Source organism: Pseudomonas sp. LBUM1658 (assembly GCF_059716055.1).
The window spans coordinates 795423-818507 of sequence record NZ_CP166798.1 but is presented as its reverse complement, the minus strand read 5'-3'; the positions used below and the strand labels follow the sequence as shown (position 1 = coordinate 818507).

Sequence of the window (23085 nt, the reverse complement as noted above, 5' to 3'; positions counted from 1 at the left end):
CAGTTACATGGGTAACACTGCCTGCGTAACAATGCGGTAACACACACAATTGACTTCCAGAGTTCTCCTCACGACTATAGGCATCCCGCTGCCGCCAACCCGGCATTAAAGGGCGCCATCCAGGCCTTATAAGCACGACAAAAGACCGTGCGCCTGTATAAACGAAACATCACGCGCGTTACTCGCAGTAGTTTTCACAGCGCCTGAATGAGGACACTTTTCATGCCAGACATTACCCTGACCACCTTGCAGAGCCTCAAGCTCAAAGGTGAAAAGATCGCCATGCTGACCTGCTATGACGCGACCTTTGCTCACGCCTGCTGCGAGGCGGGTGTCGACGTGCTGCTGGTGGGTGACTCCCTCGGCATGGTGTTGCAAGGACATGACAGCACACTGCCAGTTTCCACCGCTGACATGGCCTACCACGTTGCCGCCGTCAAACGCGGTACCACCGGAGCGCTGATCCTCGCCGACCTGCCATTCATGGCCTATGCAACCACCGAACAGGCGATGCACAACAGTGCCCTGCTGATGCAGGCTGGCGCGCATATGGTCAAAGTCGAGGGCGCGCTGTGGCTGGCGGATTCGATCCGGCTGCTGGCCGAACGTGGCGTGCCGGTCTGCGCACACATGGGGCTGACGCCGCAGTCGGTGAACATCCTCGGCGGCTATAAAGTCCAGGGTCGCAATGAAAACCAGGCGCGGCAGATGCGCGCAGACGCCATCGCCCTGGAACAGGCAGGCGCCGCCATGCTGCTGCTTGAATGCGTACCGAGCGAGCTGGCCGCTGAAATCACCCAGGCGGTGGGCATTCCGGTGATCGGGATTGGCGCCGGTAGCGCCACCGACGGTCAGGTGCTGGTGCTGCACGACATGCTCGGTCTGTCACTGACCGGTCGCGCGCCAAAGTTCGTGAAGAACTTCATGGCCGGGCAGGACAGCATTCAAACGGCCTTGAGCGCCTACGTCACTGAAGTCAAAGCGGTAACTTTCCCTGGCCCTGAACACGGATTCTCTGCATGAACACTGTCAAGACCGTGCGCGAACTGCGCGCCGCCGTAGCTCGCGCCCGCAGTGAAGGCAAACGGATCGGCTTCGTGCCGACCATGGGCAACCTGCACAGTGGCCATGCGGCGCTGGTGACCAAGGCGGCCCAGCGGGTGGACTTCGTGGTGGCGAGCATTTTCGTCAATCCGCTGCAATTCGGTGCCGGCGAAGACCTCGACAGGTATCCACGGACCCTCGCCGCGGACCAGGAAACATTGCTCCAGGCTGGTTGCCACCTGCTGTTTGCCCCGACTGTCGATGAAATGTACCCGGACGGCATGACCGGCCAGACTCGCGTCAGCGTTCCGCAATTGTCCGAAGGCCTGTGCGGCGCCAGCCGTCCCGGTCACTTCGAAGGCGTGGCGACGGTGGTCACCAAGCTGTTCAACATGGTCCAGCCAGACCTGGCGATCTTCGGCCAGAAAGACTTCCAGCAACTGGCGGTCATTCGCGCCCTGGTCCACGACCTGAACCTGCCGATCCAGATTATTGGCGAACCGACCGTACGCGCCGCCGACGGCCTGGCACTGTCCTCGCGCAATGGATTCCTCAATGAAGAGCAACGCGCCATCGCACCGGAGCTGTATCGCAGCCTGAGCCAGATTGCCAAAGCCATTGAACAGGGCGAGCGCGATTACCCCAAGCTGCTGTCGGCGCAGAAACAACAGCTCGAAGGCGTCGGTTTCCGACCCGATTATCTGGAAATCCGCCAGGCAATCAGCCTGCGTCCAGCCACCGCGGATGATCGCGACCTGGTGATCCTCGTCGCGGCCTTTTTGGGCACCACACGGTTGATCGACAACCTGCATGTGAACCTCAACGCTGCGGTTCAAACGGCAAAATCAAAAGATTAAACAGCAAGATCAAACAATAACGGCAAGATCAAAAGATCGCAGCCTGCGGCAGCTCCTACGTGCCTGTGGGCGCTGCCCGCCGTCCGGATTTGACCAAGGAAACTTTCATGCACGCCATCATGCTCAAAGCCAAGCTGCATCGCGCCGAAGTCACCCACGCTGTGCTCGACTACGAAGGCTCTTGCGCCATTGATGGCGAATGGCTGGACTTGTCCGGGATCCGTGAGTACGAACAGATCCAGATCTACAACATCGACAACGGCGAGCGCTTCACCACTTACGCGATCCGTGGCGAAGAAGGTTCGAGGATGATCTCGGTCAACGGCGCGGCCGCGCACAAGGCCAAGGTCGGTGACCGGGTGATCATTTGCGCCTACGCCCACTACAGCGAAGCCGAATTGCTCAATTTCAAGCCGCGCATGCTCTACATGGCACCAGGCAATGAGCTGAGCCATACCAGCAATGCCATCCCGGTGCAGGTCGCCTGATCGACCGCACATCTGCGCGCACTGAAAGCAGGTTGTCATGTCCACCGGTCGCGATGTTATAAAAAAGTACCAGTCGCAGGGCAGACAAAGCCGAGACAGATCAAGACGCGGGGGTTACTGTATTCGCCCTGCGCTTATTGATTAGTGTTAACGCAGGTGACTGGACATCGTCTTGTGATCGAGCAAGACATTCCAGGCTTTTCAGTGTCCAAAAGGCAGTTCTAGTAAAAGGAAAATCGCAGCGATGGCGTACTACCGCACTCCACACGACGTTACCGCTCTGCCCGCCTGGCAAGCGTTGAATGAACACCGCGAAGCCATGCAAGATTTCAGCATGCGTGAAGCCTTCAATGCCGACCCTCAGCGCTTCAATGAATTCACCTTGAGCAGCTGCGGGCTTTTTCTCGATTATTCGAAAAACCTGATCAACAAAGAAACCCGCGACCTGCTGGTTGGCCTGGGCAACGAAGCCGGCCTGCAGGAGGCGATCAAAGCACTGTTCGCCGGCGAACTGGTCAACTCCTCGGAGGGTCGCCCGGCCCTGCACACCGCACTGCGCCGCCCGGTGGGCGACAAGTTGTCGGTAAACGGCGTCAACGTGATGCCGGAAGTGCACAAAGTCCTGAACCAGATCACCGAGCTGGTCGGCCGTATCCACGACGGTCTGTGGCGTGGTTACACCGAGAAGCCGATCACTGACGTGGTCAACATCGGTATCGGTGGTTCGTTCCTCGGTCCGGAGCTGGTCTCCGAAGCGCTGTTGTCGTACGCCCAGAAAGGCGTGCGCTGCCATTACCTGGCGAACATCGACGGCAGTGAGTTCCACGAACTGTCGCTGAAAATTCGCGCCGAGACCACGCTGTTCATTGTGTCCTCGAAGTCTTTCAACACCCTGGAAACCCTGAAAAACGCTCAGGCCGCTCGCGCCTGGTACCTGGCCCAGGGCGGCTCCGAAGCCGAGCTGTATCGCCACTTCATCGCGGTCTCGAGCAACAATGCCGCCGCCGTGGCTTTCGGTATCCGCGAAGAGAACATCTTCCCGATGTGGGACTGGGTCGGCGGGCGTTACTCGCTGTGGTCGGCCATCGGTTTGCCGATTGCCCTGGCCATCGGCATGTCGAACTTCAAGGAACTGCTGTCCGGTGCCTACACCATGGACCAGCATTTCCAGAGCGCGCCTTTCGAGCAGAACATGCCGGTACTGCTGGCGTTGCTCGGCGTCTGGTACGGCAACTTCTGGGGCGCGCAAAGCCACGCGATCCTGCCGTACGACCACTACCTGCGCAACATCACCAAGCACTTGCAGCAGCTGGATATGGAATCCAACGGCAAGAGCGTGCGCCAGGACGGCACACCGGTGACCACCGACACTGGCCCGGTGATCTGGGGCGGCGTCGGTTGCAACGGCCAGCACGCCTACCACCAGTTGCTGCATCAGGGCACCCAACTGATTCCGGCCGACTTCATCGTGCCTATCGTCAGCTACAACCCGGTAGCCGACCATCACCAATGGCTGTACGCCAACTGTCTGTCGCAAAGCCAGGCGCTGATGCTCGGCAAGACTCGCGCCGAAGCTGAAGCCGAATTGCGCGACAAAGGCCTGGCCGAAGACGAAGTGCAAAAGATTGCACCGCACAAGGTGATCCAGGGCAACCGTCCGAGCAACACCCTGGTGGTCGAACGCATCAGCCCGCGGCGCCTCGGCGCACTGGTGGCGATGTACGAACACAAAGTCTTCGTGCAGAGCGTGATCTGGGGTATCAACGCCTTCGACCAGTGGGGCGTGGAGCTGGGCAAGGAACTCGGCAAGGGCGTCTACAACCGCCTGACCGGCAGCGAGGAAACACCGGCTGATGATGCGTCCACCCAAGGCCTGATCAACTACTTCCGTGGTCGTCACCGCGGGTGATACGCTGAAGGGGCGGTTTGCCCGCCCCTGCAGCTTAAAAGCTTCTGACTGTTCCACGGCACCGGGTTAACCGCAAAATCGGTGGCGTGCTCGGCTCCTGTAGGAGCTGGCGAAGCCTGCGATCTTTTGATTGTAAAGATCAAAAGATCGCAGCCTTCGGCAGCTCCTACGAGGGTCGCGTAGCTCCCCTCTTGTCGCAAAAACAAGAATAAGGAACCGTCATGATCGATATCAGCCAATTTCCTGAAGCCGATGCCGTCCGCCGGGCTGCACAACTGAGTCAGGACGACTACCAGCGGCTATACCGCCAATCCATCGAGCAACCCGATATCTTCTGGGCCGAACAGGCCACGCGTTTTCTCGACTGGTCGACACCGTGGCAAAGCGTGCAACAGGCGGACCTGAAAACCGGTGCGGCGAGCTGGTTTGCCGGCGGTCAGTTGAACGTCAGCTACAACTGCATCGATCGCCATCTGGAAAAACGCGGTGATCAGGTGGCAATCATCTGGGAAGGTGACGACCCGGTCGAATCGGCGCAGATCACCTACAAAAAACTCCATCACAACGTCTGCCGGCTGGCCAATGTGCTGAAAAGTCGCGGCGTGAAAAAAGGCGACCGGGTCTGTATCTACATGCCGATGATCCCCGAAGCCGCTTATGCCATGCTCGCCTGCACGCGGATTGGTGCGGTGCACTCGGTAGTCTTTGGCGGCTTTTCCCCGGACTCCCTGCGCGACCGGATCCTCGACGCCGACTGCCGCACAGTGATCACCGCCGATGAAGGCGTACGCGGCGGTAAATTCATCCCGCTCAAGCAGAACGTCGACAAAGCGCTGCTCAGTTGCCCGGACGTCAGCACCGTGCTGGTGGTCGAGCGCACTCAGGGTGAAGTCAATTGGGTCGAAGGCCGTGACCTCTGGTATCACCAGGCTCTGCGCGGCGCGGGCGATGACTGCCCGCCCGAGCCGATGGACGCCGAAGACCCGCTGTTCATTCTTTACACCTCTGGCAGCACCGGCAAACCCAAAGGCGTGCTGCACAGCACCGGCGGCTATTTGCTGCAAGCGGCGATGACCTTCAAGTACGTGCTCGACTACCGGGACGGCGAAGTCTTCTGGTGCACCGCCGATGTCGGCTGGGTCACCGGCCACAGCTACATCGTCTACGGTCCCCTGGCCAATGGCGCGACCACGCTGATTTTCGAAGGAGTGCCGAGCTACCCGAGCAGCTCACGGTTCTGGGAAGTGATCGACAAGCACCACGTCAACATTTTCTACACCGCACCGACCGCCTTGCGCGCCCTGATGCGCGAAGGTCCGGTGCCTTTGCAGGCAACTTCGCGCAGCAGTCTGCGGCTGCTGGGCACTGTCGGCGAGCCGATCAACCCGGAAGCCTGGGACTGGTATTTCAATGCCGTCGGCGAACAACGCTGCCCGATCGTCGATACCTGGTGGCAGACCGAGACCGGCGGCATCATGCTCAGCCCGCTGGTCAGCGCCAGCCGGGTCAAGCCCGGCTGCGCCACCCAACCGATGTTCGGCGTACAGCCGGTGCTGCTGGACGATCAGGGCAAGGAAATCAGCGGTGCCGGCAGTGGCATACTGGCGATCAAGGCCAGCTGGCCAGCGCAGATCCGTAGCGTTTACGGCGACCCGAAACGCATGCTCGAAACCTATTTCAAGCCCTACCCCGGTTACTACTTCACCGGCGACGGTGCCCGTCGCGATGAAGATGGCGACTACTGGATCACCGGGCGTATCGATGACGTGATCAACGTATCCGGACATCGCATCGGCACCGCTGAGGTCGAAAGCGCGCTGGTGCTCCACGATAGCATTGCCGAGGCCGCGGTGGTCGGTTACCCCCATGACGTTAAAGGCCAGGGGATCTACGCCTTTGTCACGCCAATGAACGGCACCGAGCCGAACGAGGCCCTGAAGAAAGAACTGCTGGCCCATGTCAGCAAGGAGATCGGCAGTTTTGCCAAACCGGACCTGATCCAGTGGGCGCCGGCCTTGCCGAAAACCCGTTCGGGCAAGATCATGCGGCGGATTCTGCGCAAGATCGCCTGCAATGAACTGGACAGCCTGGGCGATACCTCGACCCTGGCCGATCCGAGCGTGGTCGAGGGGCTGATCGACAAACGCCTGAACCAATAACCCTGCGCGGCCAAGGCCGCGCCTTCACCTGAGCGGTCATGGAATTCATTCGTCGTCGTATCGAAACACAAGTCATGAGCCTGACCGGCTTGTCCCTGGGCAAGCTCGATCTGGAAAACCCCAAGGGCGACCCTGGCCTGTTCGGCCCGGATTCGGTCAGCTGGCAGGTGCATGGCGACTTCAGCAGTATGTTGATCGGTGGCATCAGCGCCTTGATGCTGCAGGCCCTGCATCCCCTGGCACTGGCCGGGGTCTGGGATCACTCGAACTTCCGCGAGGACATGCTCGGTCGCCTGCGCCGCACCGGGCAATTCATTTCCGGCACCACCTTCGGCTCGCGGCAGGATGCCGAGTGGCTGATCGACAAGGTTCGCACCATCCACCTGCAAGTGGTCGGCACCGCGCCCGATGGCCGGCCTTACGCCGCCAGCGATCCGGATCTGCTGACCTGGGTGCATGTGGCCGAGGTCAGCAACTTCCTCGCAGCTTATCTGCGTTACCGCAACCCGAATCTGTCGCTGGCCGATCAGGACCGCTATTACGCGGAAATCGCCCTGGTCGCCGAACGTCTTGGCGCCCGAAACGTGCCGCGTTCTCGAGAGGAGATCGCCGACTACCTTGAACGTATCCGCCCACAGCTGTTGTGTGACCAACGCAGCCGCGAAGTGCTGCGCCTGTTGCTGGACGCCCCTTCACCCAGCCAGTTGGCCAGGCCCTTCGGCGCGCTGATGATGCGGGCCGGTATCGACCTGTTGCCGGACTGGGCCAGCGCCATGCTCGGTGTCAGCCAGGGGCCGATGCAACGCAAGCTGATCCGTGCCGGCGTCAAACGCAGTGCCCCGCTGCTGCGCTGGGCGGTGCGCAACGGCTCGGTGCATCGCGCCAGACGGCGCATGGGCTTGCTGACCTGAGACCGGCTCTGTGAACGACTCGTAACTTGTAGGAGCGAGCTTGCTCGCGATGGACTCAAGGACGACGCGTTTATTCAGAAAACACGCGTTATCGTTAACCTCCATCGCGAGCAAGCTCGCTCCTACAAGTACAGGTACAGCGAAGGCGGCTGCCAGAACACCATTGCCCTCCAGCCGGTCGCCCTTAGCTGTTAAACTCTCGCGCCAAATTCCCCTGCAAGGCGCCCAGCATGTCTTCCTTGAATCAGGCGCTGCGCGCCGCCCTCGATCATCGCCAAGACCTGCTGGCCGAGTTGCATCAGCAAGGCACCGACTGCTATCGGCTGTTCCATGGCAGCCAGGAAGGCGCCGCCGGCCTGACCATCGACCGTTACGGCCCGCAACTGCTGGTGCAAAGCTTTCATCAGTCGCTGGAGCGCGACGCACTGCTGCAACTGCACGAAACCGTCAATCAACACCTCGGTTTGCATAGCCTGCTGGTCTACAACGACCGCTCCAAGGGCAACTCGCGCATCGATCGCGACGACCCGGTCTATCGTGCCGAAGACGCTGCGCTGGAGGATCTGGTCGGCCACGAATGGGGCCTGAACTACCGGGTCCGTGGCCGCCACGCCGGGCAGGATCCGCTGCTGTTTCTCGACCTGCGCAATGCCCGCGGCTGGGTCAAGGACCACAGCGCAGGGAAAAGCGTGCTGAACCTGTTCGCCTACACCTGTGGTGTTGGCTTGAGTGCCGCCGCCGGCGGCGCCAGTGAAGTGTGCAACCTGGACTTTGCCGAGGGTAATCTGGCGGTCGGCCGTGAGAACGGGCAGCTCAATCCACAACTGCCGAAGATGCAGTTCATCCAGTCCGACTATTTTGCCGCGATCCGTCAGTTGGCCGGTTTGCCGATCATTCAGCGTCGCCACAAATTGCCGAGCTATCCACGCCTGGAACAGCGCCAGTACGACCTGGTCCTGCTCGACCCACCCGCCTGGGCAAAAAGCGCTTTCGGCACCGTTGACCTGCTGCGCGACTATCAAAGCCTGCTTAAACCGGCCCTGCTGAGCACCGCCGAAAATGGCGTGCTGATCTGCTGTAACAACCTGGCAAAGGTCGCCATGGACGACTGGCGCGAACAGGTTTTGCGCTGCGCCGAAAAAGCCGGTCGACCGGTGCGCGACTGCCAGGTACTGTCCCCAGGCAGCGATTTCCCGTCCATGGATCAGCAACCACCACTGAAAACCTTGATCCTGCAACTCTGATCCAGACAAGTCTTACACGAATAAAGGCAGTTACTTCGGAACCGGAATCGCGTGCCATACTCCAACGCACTTCCGATCCAGATAGATGACGCCTCACATGCCCAAAGGATTGTTCCGCGCCATTGGCGCCTTGTTGACTGCTCTCGCCCTTTATAGCTTGTTGGGGTTTCTGATTTTGCCGGGCATTGCCTTGCGGATTGCCAATCAACAATTAGCCAACTACGCGACAGTACCGGCACGCATCGAGCGGATCGAGCTCAACCCGTTCAGCCTTGAACTGAACCTTTGGGGGCTGAAAATCGGAGAGCCGGGCAAGGAGCAAGTGGCCTTCGAGCGACTTTACGCCAACCTGCAGCTCGACAGCCTGTGGACCCGTGCCCTGCATCTGGCCGATGTCGAATTGATCAACCCCAAGAGCGAGATCCTCTTCGCCAAGGACGGCAAGCTCAATCTGGTCCAGCTGTTCAAGCTGCCGGCAAGCGAGCCGACCCCGCCCGATCCGGACAGCAAGCCGTTTCCACTGCGCATCGAACGGATCAAGCTGGCCGGCGGCTATGTGCATTTTCAGGATGTACGCCCCAGCGAGCCGATCGAGTTTCTCTACGACAAGCTCGACTTCGAGCTGAAAAACCTCAGTACGTTGCCCGACGATAACGCCGATATGACCCTGGTCGCCGTCGGCCCCCAAGGTGGACAGATCGACTGGACCGGTAACTTCAGCCTGGTGCCGATTGCCTCCGAAGGTAAGCTCAAAGTCACCAACGGCCAGATGAAAGCCTGGTGGCCCTACGTACGTGATGCCGTGCCGCTGGTGCTTGAAAACGGCGTGCTGAACCTGAGTACCGATTACAAACTCAGCCTCTCCAAAGAAACCGAACTGCTCCTGAGCAACGCCTCGCTGAGCGTCGCGCCCTTCGCCATCAAGGCCCCGGATGGTCGGCCGCTGGCGCGCCTCGCACGGCTGGACATCAGCGAGGCCACGGTCGATCTGGCCAAACAACAAGTGGTAGTCGGCAAGATCCGCAGCCAGAAACTGGAAACCTGGGCCGCTCGCGAAGCCGATGGCCAGCTCGACTGGCAGAAGCTATTCGCCAGCCAACCGGCCAAACCCGCAGCGGAACCTGCACCCGCCACTGCCTCTCCCAAGCCTGAGCCGACAGCACCGAGCAAGCCATGGCAGGTGTTGCTCAAGGATGTGCAACTACGTGACTACCAAGTTCATTTGGCCGACCGTCGGGCACAACCTGCGGTGGAGCTGGAACTTGGCCCGCTGAACCTGGACCTGCAAAACTTCGACAGCCTCAATAAGTCACCCTTCACCCTCAAGCTCGATAGCGGGCTGGGCAAGCAAGGCAAGCTCCAGGCCAGTGGCGAAGTCAACCTGAACCCGGTCAGCGCCAAGCTGCAGGTGCAGACCAAAGACATCGACCTGCGCGTCGCCCAGTCCTATATCAGTCCGTTCGTTCGACTGGAACTGCGCAGCGGCATGCTCGGCAGTGATCTGGCGGTCGATCTGAAAAGCACCGAACCGCTGGCGTTCAACGTCACCGGCCGGGCCCAGGTCGATCAACTGCACACCCTGGACACCTTGAAGACCCGCGACTTCCTCAAGTGGCAGCAACTGGTGCTCGAAGGGTTGAACTACCAACATGGCGACAGCCTGTCGATCACCAAGGTCAACCTGTTCCAGCCCTACGTGCGCTTCATGATCAACGAGGACCGAACCACCAACATCGATGACCTGCTGATCCCCCAGCCAGCGGACAGCGATGCCAAAAGCGCCGCCAAACCCGCCGCCAGCAAGGAGAAACCGCTGGGTATCCATGTCGGTGCAATTGCCATCAACGATGGCTCGGCCAACTTTGCCGACTTCAGCCTGACGCCCAACTTTGCCACCGCCGTTCAACAGCTCAACGGCCAGATCGGTACCATCGACAGCCGTCAGGCGAAACCGGCCAGTGTCGATATCAAAGGCAAGGTCGACCGCTACGCCCCGGTCACCATCAAAGGCAGCGTGAACCCGTTCGACCCGATGGCGGCGCTGGATATCGCCACCAGCTTCAAACGCGTCGAGCTGACCACACTGACGCCCTACTCCGGCAAGTTCGCCGGTTACCGCATTCGCAAGGGCCGGCTCAATCTCGACCTGCACTACCAGATCATCAAAGGCCAGTTGAAAGCCGAGAACAAAGTGGTGGTCGAGCAACTGCAACTGGGTGAAAAAGTCGACAGTCCGGATGCGGTGAGCCTGCCGCTGAAACTGGCCATCGCCTTGCTCAAGGACTCTGATGGCAAGATTTCCATCGAGTTGCCCGTCAGCGGCGACCTGAACAACCCACAGTTCAGCGTGATGCCAATCATCTGGCAGACCCTGCGCAATCTGCTCGTGCGTGCCGCTCAAGCGCCGTTCAAGTTCATTGGTGGTCTGGCCGGTGGAGGCGGTTCCGAGGACCTCGGCACAGTGGCATTCGCCCCGGGTTCAAGTGACCTGAGCAAGGAATCCGAAGCAGCGCTGATTAAACTGTCCAGCGCGCTCAAGGAACGTCCGGCACTGCGTCTGGAAATCGAAGGCACAGCCGCGCAAAGCAGCGATGGCCCATTGCTCGCCGAACAACGCCTGGAACGCGAATACCAGTACAACTACTACAAGATGCTCCAGCGACGCGGAGATAAAGTCCCGGCCCAGGCTTCGCTGCTGGAAGTGCCGGAAGGCGAAAAAAGCCCGTTGCTCGAAGGCATCTACCGTACCCGCCTGAAGACCCAGCCGCCAGCCGAGTGGGTGCAACTGGACAAAGCAGAACGCACCGCCAAACTGCGCGAAGGGGTGATCAAGTTCTGGAGCGAGAGTGACGTTCTCCTGCGTCAACTGGGCCAGGATCGCGCCAGCAGCATCAAGGATTACCTGGTGGATAAAGGCCAGTTGGCCGATGACCGCGTGTACTTCATCGACGCCAGCCTTGGTCAGGCGCAAAGCGATGGCCGGGTGATCACGCCGATGCACCTGGACGCGGAGTGATCATGGGCGCCCGATCGCTGATCGGCCTGGCATTGGCGCTTACCGCCAGCCAGGCGCTGGCAGCCGATACCCTGCGCTGTGGCAGTCAATTGATCAGTGTGGGAGACCGTTCCAGCGAGGTGCTGCAGAAATGTGGCGAGCCGGTTTCCCGCGATCTTCTGGGCTACAAGCGCAGCGCCAACAAGCGCGAGGAGTTTCAAGTCGAGGAGTGGGTATACGGGCCCAACAACGGCATGTATCAGTATCTGCGCTTTGAGGGCAATCGACTGGTGCGGATCGATAGCAACCGTGGCAACTGACATCTCACCAGCATTTCCTGCCACCAAAATAGAACAGGCCCCGACACGAGTGCCGAGGCCTGTAATGACCACATCCCTGTGGTCTTCGCATGAACTCTGTTTGAAGGGAGGACAGGCGTATTACTGGATCGCCTGCCACCCCTCTTCTCCCGGTTCAGGCGAGAAGCTTGAAGCTTATTCGGCTTTCAGGCCGTCAGCCGAAACCGCTTTAACCCCTTTGATTTTCTTGGTGATGGCGACTGCCGTGGCTTTCTGTGCGTCAGTGACCGCAACAGTTGAGGACAGCGATACCACACCTTTGTTGGTCTCGACTTTGATATCGGTACCAGGAATGCCTTTTTCGGTGACCAGGTCAGCTTTCACTTTGGTAGTGATCCAGGTGTCGGTAGTAGCTTCCGTGGCCTGGGTGACTTCGCCTGCCGCGAGGACCATTGGCGCCTGAGTGGTCTGGGCAAATGCCACGTTGGCCATGGTCAGGGTCAGAGCGGTAGCAGTTGCGGCAGCGATTGCGAACTTCTTCATACGAGTAACTCCTGTTCATCTAGAAATTCTGCACCGTGTCACTGGGCAGGGTTACTGGATATATTGCAGGCGCTGTGCCAACTACCGATCACAAAATAAATACTTATAAATCAATAGCTTATTGAAATCGCAAAATTCCGGAATCGTGCAGATTGCATGACCAGGACGTAATCTGCATGCAAGTTGCGGGTTTTTAGGGAACCCTAACATCCTGAATTACTGACATTTTCCTGTGAATCCTGTGGATCGGAAGGCCATCTCGATAAAAAACAGCTCCAGCTGCCCATTAATAGGTAAAAAAAACCTTACGCCCTTGTGGTACAACCTTTCGGCGCGTATTCAGAAGTTACCGTGGTAAAGCAACTCCAGACGGCTGCGCTGCTACGTTCAAGGGTGATCGTGCCAGTCACTCCAGGCGGAGCATTCTGAATTGTGCAGCTGATACTCCCCACCCCATCAGCCGGTGTCCCTGCCACTACGACAATGCAATTGGCTGAAGGCGTTATAGCGCCAACTGATGCCAAAGTCGGCGCAGTGCCTTCATTCAGACTGCCCTCAAACCCGGTTTTAAGTGCAGAGATCTCTGCCAAACCGGCGGTAACCTTGGCTTTGGCCTGGAACCTGGCGAAAGACGCTATGGCAAACGTGGCCAAAATCCCAATGATCGCGACCACGATCAAAAGCTCGATCAAGGTAAACCCTTTTTGACTATTAATAGACAAGCTCCTCGCATCAAGTGAAGTCTTACGGCCTTATACAGGTTAAAGCGTAGCGAATGCCAAACCCTTTGGCCCTTCCTATGGGCGCGCAAAGCTGCTGGCGTATCGCCCTCATCGAAAATCGCACAAACTGACATTTTTTAGTTACCCGACCTCCCCGATTAGGCTCCTTCGGCGGACTAGGCTATAAGTCTTCGACTGTTTGCGTTTGGTACCTGTATGAATGACATCGCCCTTTCCGGTCTGGCCAAGCAATTGGTGCTGGCCGAACTTCTCACCGACAAAGGCGCGCAACAAGCGTCTCAGCAGGCCCAGCGCAATCAAGTGTCGCTGGTGACCTACCTGGTGCAGAATAAACTGGTCAAAAGCCGGCTGGTGGCACAAATCGCCTCTGAACATTTTGGTATGCCCTTCCTTGACCTGAGTTCCCTCGATAAGGAATCCCAGCCTCGCGGGCTGATCAGCGAGAAGCTGATGCGGCAACACCAGGCCCTGCCCCTGTGGCGGCGCGGCAACAAATTGTTTATCGGTGTTTCCGACCCGAATAATTATCAAGCCATCAACGATATCCAGTTCAGCACCGGACTGAGCACCGAAGCGATCCTGGTCGAAGACGACAAGCTCAGCGATGCGATCGACAAGTTCTTCGATTCCCAGTCCAGCGGCATGGAGGATCTGGCCGATGTCGATCTGGGTGGCGTGGACATCGAGTCGATCGACGATAAAAAACACGACGCCATTGCCGGGCAAGACGCTGACGATGCACCCGTGGTGCGCTTCGTCCACAAGATGCTGCTGGACGCCATCAAGGGTGGCTCTTCGGACTTGCATTTCGAACCCTACGAAAAACTCTACCGGGTCCGTCTGCGCACCGATGGCATTTTGCGCGAGGTTGCCAGACCGCCGATCCACCTCGCTGGGAGGATCGCCGCGCGTCTGAAGGTTATGGCCAGCCTGGATATCTCCGAACGCCGCAAGCCCCAGGACGGGCGGATCAAGATGCGCATCTCGAAGACCAAGTCCATCGACTTCCGGGTCAACACCTTGCCGACACTATGGGGAGAGAAGGTCGTCATGCGAATTCTCGACCCGTCGAATGCGCAGATGGGCATTGATGCCCTCGGTTATGAGCCCGACCAGAAAGAGTTGTACATGGCGGCGCTCAAGCAGCCTCAGGGATTGATTCTGGTGACCGGGCCGACCGGCTCCGGCAAAACCATTTCGCTGTACACCGGCCTGAATATCCTCAATACCGTGGACATCAATATCTCCACCGTCGAAGACCCGGTGGAAATCAACATGGAAGGCATCAACCAGGTCAACGTCAATCCCCGGCAGGGGCTGGATTTCGCCCAGGCCTTGCGCTCGTTCCTGCGCCAGGACCCGGACGTGATCATGGTCGGCGAAATCCGCGACCTGGAGACCGCCGAGATCGCCATCAAGGCCGCGCAGACCGGGCACATGGTGCTGTCGACCCTGCACACCAACAGCGCCGCGGAAACCCTGACCCGCCTGCACAACATGGGCATTCCCGGGTTCAACATCGCCACCTCGGTCAATCTGATCATCGCCCAGCGCCTGGCGCGCAAGCTGTGCGGTCAGTGCAAAAAGGAAATCGTGGTTCCCCACGAGACTCAGCTCAAGGAAGGCTTCGCCGAGGAACATATCGGCACATTCAAGATCTATGAACCGGTCGGCTGTGACCTCTGTAACAGCGGTTACAAGGGGCGAGTCGGGATCTATGAAGTGGTGAAGAACACCCGGGAGCTGCAAAGCCTGATCATGGCTGAAGGCAACTCACTGGAGATCGACGCCCAGATGCGCAAGGACGGTTTCAACGACTTGCGTACTTCCGGCCTGCTCAAGGTCATGCAGGGCACCACCAGCCTTGAGGAAATCAACCGGGTCACCAAGGACTAATCAATGGCGGTCAAAGCAGTAAAAGTCAGTGTTTACACTTGGGAAGGCACCGACAGAAAAGGCAGCAAAATGACCGGTGAATTGACCGGTCATAACCCGGCACTGATCAAGGCGCAGTTGCGCAAGCAAGGTATTACTCCGGGCAAGGTTCGGAAAAAAACCGCCTCGATCTTTAGCGCCGGCAAACGCATCAAACCCCTCGACATCGCTCTGTTCACCCGTCAAATGGCAACCATGATGAAAGCCGGGGTGCCATTGCTGCAGTCTTTCGACATCATCGGCGAGGGCTTCGATAACCCGAACATGCGCAAGCTGGTGGACGAGGTGAAACAGGAAGTCGCAGCCGGCAACAGCTTTGCCGCGGCGCTGCGCAAAAAACCACAGTATTTCGATGATCTGTACTGCAACCTGGTGGACGCCGGTGAACAGGCCGGTGCCCTGGATACCTTGCTGGAGCGGGTGGCGACCTACAAGGAAAAGAGCGAATTGCTCAAGGCCAAGATCAAGAAGGCCATGACCTATCCCTTGGCGGTGATCTTCGTTGCAATCATCGTGACCGGCATTCTGCTGATCAAGGTAGTCCCACAGTTCAAAACAGTATTTTCCGGTTTTGGCGCAGAGCTCCCGGGTTTCACCCTGATGGTCATCGCCATTTCCGAACTCCTGCAGGAGTGGTGGTGGCTGGTGCTGCTCGGGTTCGCCGCTGCCGTGTTCGGCTTCCATCGTGCCCGCCAACGCTCGCAACGCTTTCGCGACTGGCTGGACGTCAGCCTGTTGAAACTGCCGCTGGTGGGCGCGCTGATGTACAAATCAGCCGTAGCTCGCTATGCCCGTACGCTGTCCACCACCTTTGCTGCCGGTGTACCGCTGGTGGAAGCCCTCACCTCGGTAGCTGGCGCCACGGGTAATGTGGTGTTCAAGAACGCGGTCAACCGTATCAAGCAGGATGTCTCGACCGGCATGCAGCTGAATTTTTCCATGCGCGCCTCCGGGATCTTTCCAAATATGGCGATCCAGATGACCGCCATCGGCGAAGAATCCGGTGCGCTGGACGATATGCTGGAAAAGGTCGCAACTTACTATGAGGGCGAAGTCGACAGTATGGTCGATAACCTGACCAGCCTGATGGAGCCATTCATCATGGTGGTTCTTGGCATTGTCGTCGGCGGCCTGGTGGTTGCCATGTACTTGCCTATTTTCCAACTAGGCTCTGCGATCTGAACATGCCCTTGAGTGATTTTCTGACCAGCCATCCGCTGGCGTTTGTTCTATCCGCGCTGGCCCTTGGCCTGATCGTCGGCAGCTTCCTCAATGTGCTGGTCTGGCGCCTGCCAAAGATGCTCGAACGCGAATGGCGGGACCAGGCCCATGATGTGCTGGGTTTACCCGCCGATCCGCCCGGCCCGACCTACAACCTGCTGCTACCGCACTCCCAGTGCCCACACTGCGCGCACCCGATCCGGGCCTGGGAAAACATCCCGGTCCTCAGCTATCTGCTGCTCCGGGGCCGCTGTGCGAAGTGCAAGGCACCGATCAGCAAACGCTACCCGCTCACCGAACTGGCCTGCGGCCTGTTGACGGCCTTCGTCGCCTGGCATTTCGGTTTTGGCTGGCAGGCGGGGCTGGTGGTGATCTTGAGTTGGGGCTTGCTGGCGATGAGCCTGATCGATGCCGATCATCAGGTGCTGCCGGATGTATTGGTGCTGCCGTTGCTTTGGTTGGGGTTGATCGTCAACAGCTTCGGCCTGTTCGTGCCCTTGCATGACGCCCTGTGGGGCACGGTTGCCGGCTACATGAGCCTGTGGTCGGTGTATTGGCTGTTCAAGCTGCTGACGGGCAAGGAGGGTATGGGTCATGGTGACTTCAAGCTCCTGGCCATGCTCGGCGCCTGGGGCGGCTGGCAGATTCTGCCGCTGACCATTCTGTTGTCATCCTTGGTCGGCGCCGTGCTGGGGCTGATTTTATTACGCCTGCGCGACGCTAAAACCTCGACGCCCATCCCTTTCGGTCCCTATCTGGCCATTGCCGGCTGGATTGCGTTGCTCTGGGGTGGTCAAATAACCGACTCCTATTGGCAGTTTGTCGGTTTCAAATGACTAGTTCTGTTACCAAACCCTGGATTCTTGGTCTGACCGGCGGCATCGGCAGCGGCAAAAGCGCCGCTGCCCAGCACTTCATCGACCTGGGCGTGCATCTGGTGGACGCCGATCATGCTGCCCGCTGGGTGGTCGAACCGGGGCGTGCAGCATTGGCGCAGATCGCCGAGCACTTCGGTGCCGGTGTGCTGCAGCCAGACGGCCAGCTGGATCGCGCGGCGCTGCGTAAACTGATTTTTGAAGTTCCTGAACAACGGCTCTGGCTCGAATCCCTGTTGCACCCACTGATCGCAGAAGAGATCGCCAGTCATCTGGCTCGCGCCGAGTCGCCTTACGCGATCCTGGTTTCACCGTTGCTGATCGAGTCCGGACAGTACGCGCAGACTCAACGTATTCTGGTGATCGATGCGCCGGTACAGCTGCAAATCGAGCGAACGCTGCAGCGCGACCAGACCAGCGAGCAACAGGTCCAGGCGATTCTCAAAGCCCAGGCCAGTCGTGAGGATCGCTTGCGCCATGCCAACGATGTGCTGGTCAATGATCGCGATCTAAACTGGTTACATAGCGAGGTCGAACGCCTGCATCACTTTTATCTTACTTTGCGTGGAGGCCAGTCATGAGCCAAACCCTGACCGTCGAATGTCCAACCTGTGGCGCCCCAGTGGAATGGAGCGCAACCAATCCCGATCGGCCGTTCTGTTCGCAACGCTGCAAACTGATCGACCTGGGTGCCTGGGCGTCTGAAGAGCACAAGATCCCGGTCAGCCCGGATGCCGAAGACGAGATGTTCTCCGAGGATTTCGACCCCCGTAGGCACTAATTATAAAATCACGGCCGCATAAACCCGTAATCCTTGCCTTCGTCGAGGTTTTCGGCGAGAAACTGCAACTCATCCGCCAGATCCTCGAAACTGCGCACGCCCTTGCTCTGCTGCACCACTGCACTGAGCAAGGCGCGCAGGCTCAACCCCGGGTCAAAACCCACTTCCTGCGCCGAATCCAGACTTCTGTTCAGTTCCTGTCTCGCCCACTCATAGACACTCATGTTCATACTCCTGAAGATTTTCCAGAGCATGCAGGGCTGGAGGCGTTCGGGCCTTGATGTGGATCAAGGTCGTCACCGCCCTGGCTCGTCGTCCTTCCAGGGTGCCGACAGATAGCGGGTTCGATTGAAGGTCTCCAGCCACTCGGGGCAGAACACCACCAACGCACTGACCACCATGCCGTTGATAAAAGCCTCGGGGAAAATGATCAGCCACAGATAGCCGACAAAGTCCTCCAGCCATTCCGGCATGGCGAAGCGCCCATCGAACCACAACAGGCCGAGGGCCAGCAGCAGGCATAGCAACGCCGAGAGTGCCGCGGCAAAAAAGCCCGAGCAAAAGATATACACGAAAGGATTGCGCGGTTGGGCCCGCTCCACGAGGATTGCGCAACACTCGGTGACCAGCACCGGCAGCAGGATCAGCAAAGCGCCATTGACCCCGATGGCTGCCAAATCCTGACGGCCCAGGGCCACCAGTCCGAGTTGCGCGACCAGGCCGCCGACGATTGCCAGTGGCCAGTCCAGCAGCAAGGTCACCGCAGTCATGCCGATAAAGTGATAGGACACGCCGGTATCGAAGTCCCGGCGCACCAGCCACAGCACAAACAACGTGAACACCGTACCGAACAGCAGATGCTGACGCCGACGGTCAGTGAACAGTTCGACCCAGGGCGCACGCAGCATCGCCCAGGCCAGCACCGGCGCATAAATCAGCCAGCCGACCGTGAGGGTTTCCGGTGCCAGCACCTGTGCACTGATCATGGCCGGGCTTGCTGCTGTGCCGCGTCCACGTTCAGCGCCTGCGCCCACAACGGCACAAGGCTTAGTAGCACCACCGGGCAAACTTTCACTTCAGACTCCTCGCCACACAGGAACAAGTGATCAGTCTACACCGCCCTTCCTGCCTCCCTTCGATCGAGTCTGAACCTTCAGGCCCAGTGTTGTGGATCGTCCATGACCGCTTCGTGCTCGGCAAACAATCTGGGCAATTCGGCCTTGAGAAAATCCACCCAGGTTCGAACCTTGGCATCGAGAAAACTGCGCGACGGGTAGACCGCAAAGACATTGCGCTCGCGCGGACGATAGGCCGGCAGCAGGCGCACCAGCCGGCCTTCGCTCACCGGCTGCGTCGCGCTATAGAACGGCAGCAGACTGATGCCCATGCCGGCTTCCGAAGCCTTGACCATCGACTCGGCGACATTGCACTGAAAGGTCTTGCCGGGAATGACGCAATGCTCGCCCTGCTCGTCATGGAACAACCACTGATCGCTGTACAACGGGTCGAGCATGCGCAAACAACGGTGCTCATTCAGCGCCGCCGGGCTGTCCGGAACTCCGTGGCGTTGCAGATACTCCCGCGAGGCACAGGGCACGCTGTAAATCTGCCCGATGGCCTGGGCGACAAACTGTGAATCGGCCAATTCCTGGGCAATTGAAATGACCACGTCATGGCCTTCCTCCAGCAGGTCCGGATTGCGTTGCGAGAGGGTCAACTCGAATACCACATCAGGGTAGATCTCTGAATATCGAGCGATCAGCGGAGTGATCAATACGCCTAGGGCGTTCATGCTGTGGACTCGCAAGCGACCGCTGGGCTTGAGATGGGCGCCACGGGCTTCGGCAGTGGCCACGTCCATTTCCTCGAGAATCTGCCGGCCACGCAAAAGGAATCGTTCGCCGGCGTCGGTCAGTCCCAGACGTCGAGTGGTGCGTTGCAGCAGGCGCGCTTGCACATGCTGCTCCAGATCGGCGACCAACCGCGAAACCTGCGCGGTAGACAGGTCGAGCGCCTGGGCTGCTGCGGTAAAACTGCTGCTGTCCACCACGCGGACGAACACCCGCAGGCTATTGAGCAGATCCATTACTTCTCCAAATGCTTTGACTGTTGCGCTTCATGTAAGGCTGATTCAAGCAAAACGCTCTTTTTCCAGAACAGGCGAGGAATAGACTTTAGACATCGGAATCACCACGGAGAAAAATGAAATGAAAACCTTGATCAGTGTGTTGCTGGCAGTCATGGCCACCTCGGTTGTGGCGGCAGAAAACCAGCAAATCCCGGCCACCGCCTACAACCCCGCGCAGCCGCCGGATATCGCCAAGGTAATCTCGGTAACGCCCACTTCCAACGCCTGCGAAGTAGTGCCGGCGACCATGGTTTATGTCGATCACCAGGGCCAGACCCATCGTCTGGATTATCAGGTCATGGGCGGCTGCGCGAGCAACTCTTAAGGACTTTACCTGCTCCATGAGCCTCCATGCCCATCAGAGCAGTGTCCAGGTGTAACTGAGGATCAACCGGTTCTCGTCAATATCGCTGCGGTAGTTGGAACGCGCCATGGCGTTACGCACGCGCATCCCGAGCCCCTTCAGGGTTCCGCTCTGCACCACGTAGCCGATATCCAGATCGCGCTCGCGATCCTTGCCTTCGAAGCCCTTGCCGGTGTCGACGTTATTACCCGTGATGTAGCGCACGGTGCTGGTCAGGCCAGGCAACCCCAACGCCGCAAAATCGTAGTCGTAGCGCGCCTGCCAGGAACGCTCATCGGCGAAGGCGAACTCATAGGTGGGTACTTCGTTGCCCAGCGGTGAAATATTGGCGAATACTCGCGGAAAAGCACTATCGCCATACATGCCCTGATAGCCGATGTAGAAGGTATGGCCGCCACGCTTGGCCGAGAGCAAAGAGAAAAACGCCTGGTTATCGATGTTGCCCAGCAGCTTTTTGCCGTCCTCCCTGGAGTCGAAGTAACCGAGATTGGCGCCCAGGGTCCAGTCACCGAGCGGTTCGCTGTGCTTGAGGCCGAGGAAGCGCTGGTTGTAGATATCTTCCAGCTGCCCATACCAGGCGCTGACCGAGGTGCGCTTGTCATTGAAGGCGTAATCGCCGCCGGCAAAGTTGAAGCCGTCACTGCTGACCTGGCGTTGCGGCACATGACCGAGCATCGCCTGCATTTTTTCGTCGCCCGCTTCGTTGCGCAGGCTGGTTGAATTCAAATGACCGCCCTGCAAGGTCAAGCCATTGATCTCGGCGGAGCTGATGCTCGCCCCTTGGTAACTGGGGGGCAGCAAGCGAATATCGCTGAAGGCCAGCACCGGCAAATTGGGCTGCAACTCGCCGACCCGCAGCTCGGTCTTCGAGTAACGCAGTTTCAGCGCACCTTCCAGACGGCTGTATTCATCCGCCGCGCGACCATCGCCCTGCACCGGCAACAGCCCGGTATTGACCCGGTCCGGGCTGCTGTCGAGCTTGATCCCCAACAGGCCAATGACATCCACGCCGACGCCGATCGGCCCCTGGGTGTAACCCGATTTGACGTTGAGGATAAAACCTTGCGCCCACTCCTCGGCCTTCGACTGCTGGTTAGCCCCGACGATGTCGGAAAAGTCCCGACTGAAGTAATAGTTGCGGGCCTGCAGGGTCGCGCTGGTGTCCTCGATGAAGCCGCTCTCGGCGGCCACCAGGCTGCTGGAAAAACCCAAGGCGAGCGCCAGGGACAACACTGAACGAGTTGCTGGAGAAGTCTGTTTCATCGTTTTGCTCTTATTGTTATTGATCGACAGGTTGCAGTGCTCCACCCGCGCCTCTTTCGCTGCGGGTGGTGGTGGATTTCAGCGAGCCACCTCCTGGCCGCTGGTCGCGGGAGTCGCGCGGGCCGGTCGCCGGGCACTCAACAACAGGTGCGCGGCGATACCGAAAATCAGCCCCCAGAAAGCTGCGGACAGGCCGAACAGCGACATACCCGATGCGGTGACCAGAAAGGTCACCAGCGCCGCCTCGCGGTCATCCGGTACCGCCATGGCGCCCGCCAGAGCGCCGGCAATCGCGGCGAACAGCGCCAGCCCGGCCAGGGCTGCGATCAGCTCTTTGGGGAAGGCGGAAAACAGCGAGACCAGAGTGGCGCCGAAGATGCCCAGCAGCAGGTAGCAGAAGCCGCCCACGACCCCGGCGACATAACGTTTGCCCGGATTTTCGTGGGCCTCACGCCCGGTGCAAATGGCGGCGGTAATCGCCGCCAGATTCAGCCCATGGCAGCCGAAAGGTGCCAATAACGCACTACCCAGCGCGCTGCTGGCGATGATTGGGCTGGCCGGTGTGGCATAACCGCTGGCCCGCAGTACCGTCATGCCCGGAACGAACTGGCCGGTCAGTGCCACCATCACCAGCGGCAAGGCGATATTCAGGGTCGCGCTCAGGCTGAACTGCGGGGTGATCCACACCGGCGTCGCCAGGCCGATCACCAGTGCTTCGCGATGCAGGTCCCCGGCGATAAAAGCGATGGTGCAACCGACCAGCAGCACCAGTAACACCGCATAACGCGGCATCACCCGCTTGCACACCAGGTAAGTGACAAACATCGCTAGCACCAGCACCGGCTTGCCCTGCAAGGACACAAACAACCCGGTGCCAAAGCTGAACAAAATACCCGCCAGCATTGCCGCCGCGATCGCTGAGGGCAGCTTGCTGATGATCCGATCGAAAGCCCCCGACACGCCCACCAGAAAGATGATCAGACTACTGACCAGATAGGCGCCCACCGCTTCCTCCATGGAAATCCCCGGCAGTAGCGCCACCAGCAAGGCCGAGCCCGGTGCCGACCAGGCAATGATCACCGGCACCCGGTAACGCAGGCTCAGGCCGATGCCCAGCACTGCGCTGCCAATGGAAATCGCCCACACCCAGGACGACAGCACCTCCCGGGATAGCTGGGCGGTTTCGGCCGCCTGGAAAATGATCACCAAGGGACCCGCATAGGAGATCACCGTGGCGATAAACCCGGCGACCGCGGCGGACAGGGAAAAGTCGTGGAAAAATGCTTTCATGAAACCTCGCCGCAAGATTCATCAGGCAATCCTTGG

At 59.2% G+C, this 23085-nt stretch carries 22 protein-coding genes; 15 read left to right on the top strand and 7 right to left on the bottom strand.

Annotation, left to right across the window (positions count from 1 at the left end; all coding sequences use genetic code 11):
- The first annotated feature begins 222 nt into the window (after nucleotides 1-222).
- The 9 genes from panB to ACA064_RS03705 all read left to right on the top strand — a co-directional run bounded on the left by panB (nucleotide 223) and on the right by ACA064_RS03705 (nucleotide 11927).
- Nucleotides 223-1023 carry a 3-methyl-2-oxobutanoate hydroxymethyltransferase gene (panB, locus tag ACA064_RS03745; RefSeq protein WP_497672181.1) on the top strand — a complete coding sequence of 267 codons (801 nt, stop codon included), beginning with the start codon at nucleotides 223-225 and terminating at the stop codon, nucleotides 1021-1023.
- Entirely contained in the window at nucleotides 1020-1901 is an 882-nt protein-coding gene (gene panC, locus ACA064_RS03740; RefSeq protein ID WP_497672180.1) for a pantoate--beta-alanine ligase, read from the top strand. The genes panB and panC overlap by 4 nt, the downstream gene beginning before the upstream one ends.
- Before the next feature lie 107 nt (nucleotides 1902-2008).
- Nucleotides 2009-2389: an aspartate 1-decarboxylase gene (panD, locus tag ACA064_RS03735; protein ID WP_008153310.1), complete on the top strand. Its 381-nt coding sequence runs from the start codon at nucleotides 2009-2011 to the stop codon at nucleotides 2387-2389.
- A gap of 244 nt (nucleotides 2390-2633) precedes the next feature.
- The gene (gene pgi, locus ACA064_RS03730) at nucleotides 2634-4298 is read left to right on the top strand and encodes a glucose-6-phosphate isomerase (RefSeq protein ID WP_497672179.1); all 1665 of its coding nucleotides are present in this window, start codon (nucleotides 2634-2636) and stop codon (nucleotides 4296-4298) included.
- Nucleotides 4299-4519: 221 nt separating this feature from the next.
- A complete protein-coding gene (acs, locus tag ACA064_RS03725; protein ID WP_497672178.1) occupies nucleotides 4520-6457 on the top strand; it encodes an acetate--CoA ligase in 1938 nt (645 codons plus the stop codon).
- Nucleotides 6458-6495: 38 nt separating this feature from the next.
- Entirely contained in the window at nucleotides 6496-7368 is an 873-nt protein-coding gene (locus ACA064_RS03720; RefSeq protein ID WP_497672177.1) for an oxygenase MpaB family protein, read from the top strand.
- A gap of 230 nt (nucleotides 7369-7598) precedes the next feature.
- A complete protein-coding gene (locus ACA064_RS03715; protein WP_497672176.1) occupies nucleotides 7599-8612 on the top strand; it encodes a class I SAM-dependent rRNA methyltransferase in 1014 nt (337 codons plus the stop codon).
- A 97-nt stretch (nucleotides 8613-8709) separates the two neighbouring features.
- Nucleotides 8710-11628, top strand: a complete 2919-nt coding sequence (locus tag ACA064_RS03710; RefSeq protein WP_497672175.1) for a DUF748 domain-containing protein — start codon at nucleotides 8710-8712, stop codon at nucleotides 11626-11628.
- 2 nt (nucleotides 11629-11630) lie between these two features.
- Nucleotides 11631-11927 carry a DUF2845 domain-containing protein gene (locus tag ACA064_RS03705; RefSeq protein ID WP_497672174.1) on the top strand — a complete coding sequence of 99 codons (297 nt, stop codon included), beginning with the start codon at nucleotides 11631-11633 and terminating at the stop codon, nucleotides 11925-11927.
- Between the two features lie 174 nt (nucleotides 11928-12101).
- Here the strand turns inward: ACA064_RS03705 and ACA064_RS03700 are convergent, their stop codons facing one another.
- Both ACA064_RS03700 and ACA064_RS03695 read right to left on the bottom strand, forming a co-directional pair.
- On the bottom strand, nucleotides 12102-12449 hold the full coding sequence (locus ACA064_RS03700) for a BON domain-containing protein (RefSeq protein WP_497672173.1): 348 nt from the start codon (nucleotides 12447-12449) through the stop codon (nucleotides 12102-12104).
- 305 nt (nucleotides 12450-12754) lie between these two features.
- A complete protein-coding gene (locus ACA064_RS03695; protein WP_497674164.1) occupies nucleotides 12755-13129 on the bottom strand; it encodes a pilin in 375 nt (124 codons plus the stop codon).
- 258 nt (nucleotides 13130-13387) lie between these two features.
- Here ACA064_RS03695 and pilB point away from each other — a divergent pair, with 258 nt between their 5' ends.
- From pilB to yacG, 5 genes are read left to right on the top strand one after another with little or no spacing between them, the layout of a single operon-like run.
- Nucleotides 13388-15088, top strand: a complete 1701-nt coding sequence (pilB, locus tag ACA064_RS03690) for a type IV-A pilus assembly ATPase PilB (RefSeq protein ID WP_497672172.1) — start codon at nucleotides 13388-13390, stop codon at nucleotides 15086-15088.
- Nucleotides 15089-15091: 3 nt separating this feature from the next.
- Nucleotides 15092-16309, top strand: coding sequence for a type II secretion system F family protein (locus ACA064_RS03685; RefSeq protein WP_497672171.1), 1218 nt, complete (start codon nucleotides 15092-15094; stop codon nucleotides 16307-16309).
- Nucleotides 16310-16311: 2 nt separating this feature from the next.
- A complete protein-coding gene (locus ACA064_RS03680) occupies nucleotides 16312-17184 on the top strand; it encodes a prepilin peptidase (protein ID WP_497672170.1) in 873 nt (290 codons plus the stop codon).
- Nucleotides 17181-17804, top strand: coding sequence for a dephospho-CoA kinase (gene coaE / locus ACA064_RS03675; RefSeq protein ID WP_497672169.1), 624 nt, complete (start codon nucleotides 17181-17183; stop codon nucleotides 17802-17804). Before ACA064_RS03680 ends, coaE begins: the two co-directional genes overlap by 4 nt.
- Entirely contained in the window at nucleotides 17801-18004 is a 204-nt protein-coding gene (gene yacG, locus ACA064_RS03670; protein WP_150643337.1) for a DNA gyrase inhibitor YacG, read from the top strand. The genes coaE and yacG overlap by 4 nt, the downstream gene beginning before the upstream one ends.
- Nucleotides 18005-18012: 8 nt before the next feature.
- Here yacG and ACA064_RS03665 read toward each other — a convergent pair whose 3' ends face one another.
- From ACA064_RS03665 to ACA064_RS03655, 3 genes are all read right to left on the bottom strand, one after another.
- Nucleotides 18013-18228, bottom strand: a complete 216-nt coding sequence (locus tag ACA064_RS03665) for a hypothetical protein (RefSeq protein WP_150803318.1) — start codon at nucleotides 18226-18228, stop codon at nucleotides 18013-18015.
- Nucleotides 18229-18300: 72 nt separating this feature from the next.
- A complete protein-coding gene (locus ACA064_RS03660) occupies nucleotides 18301-18990 on the bottom strand; it encodes an energy-coupling factor ABC transporter permease (RefSeq protein ID WP_497672168.1) in 690 nt (229 codons plus the stop codon).
- Nucleotides 18991-19157: 167 nt separating this feature from the next.
- Nucleotides 19158-20090, bottom strand: coding sequence for a LysR family transcriptional regulator (locus tag ACA064_RS03655; RefSeq protein ID WP_497672167.1), 933 nt, complete (start codon nucleotides 20088-20090; stop codon nucleotides 19158-19160).
- Between the two features lie 121 nt (nucleotides 20091-20211).
- On the opposite strand from ACA064_RS03655, the gene ACA064_RS03650 reads away from it, so the two are divergent.
- Nucleotides 20212-20457, top strand: a complete 246-nt coding sequence (locus tag ACA064_RS03650; protein ID WP_497672166.1) for a DUF2790 domain-containing protein — start codon at nucleotides 20212-20214, stop codon at nucleotides 20455-20457.
- A gap of 33 nt (nucleotides 20458-20490) precedes the next feature.
- Here ACA064_RS03650 and ACA064_RS03645 read toward each other — a convergent pair whose 3' ends face one another.
- Together ACA064_RS03645 and ACA064_RS03640 are read right to left on the bottom strand one after the other, a co-directional pair.
- Complete coding sequence (locus ACA064_RS03645; protein WP_497672165.1) at nucleotides 20491-21759, bottom strand: OprD family porin; 1269 nt, start codon at nucleotides 21757-21759, stop codon at nucleotides 20491-20493.
- Nucleotides 21760-21837: 78 nt separating this feature from the next.
- Nucleotides 21838-23049, bottom strand: a complete 1212-nt coding sequence (locus ACA064_RS03640) for a benzoate/H(+) symporter BenE family transporter (RefSeq protein WP_497672164.1) — start codon at nucleotides 23047-23049, stop codon at nucleotides 21838-21840.
- Nucleotides 23050-23085: the final 36 nt, after the last annotated feature.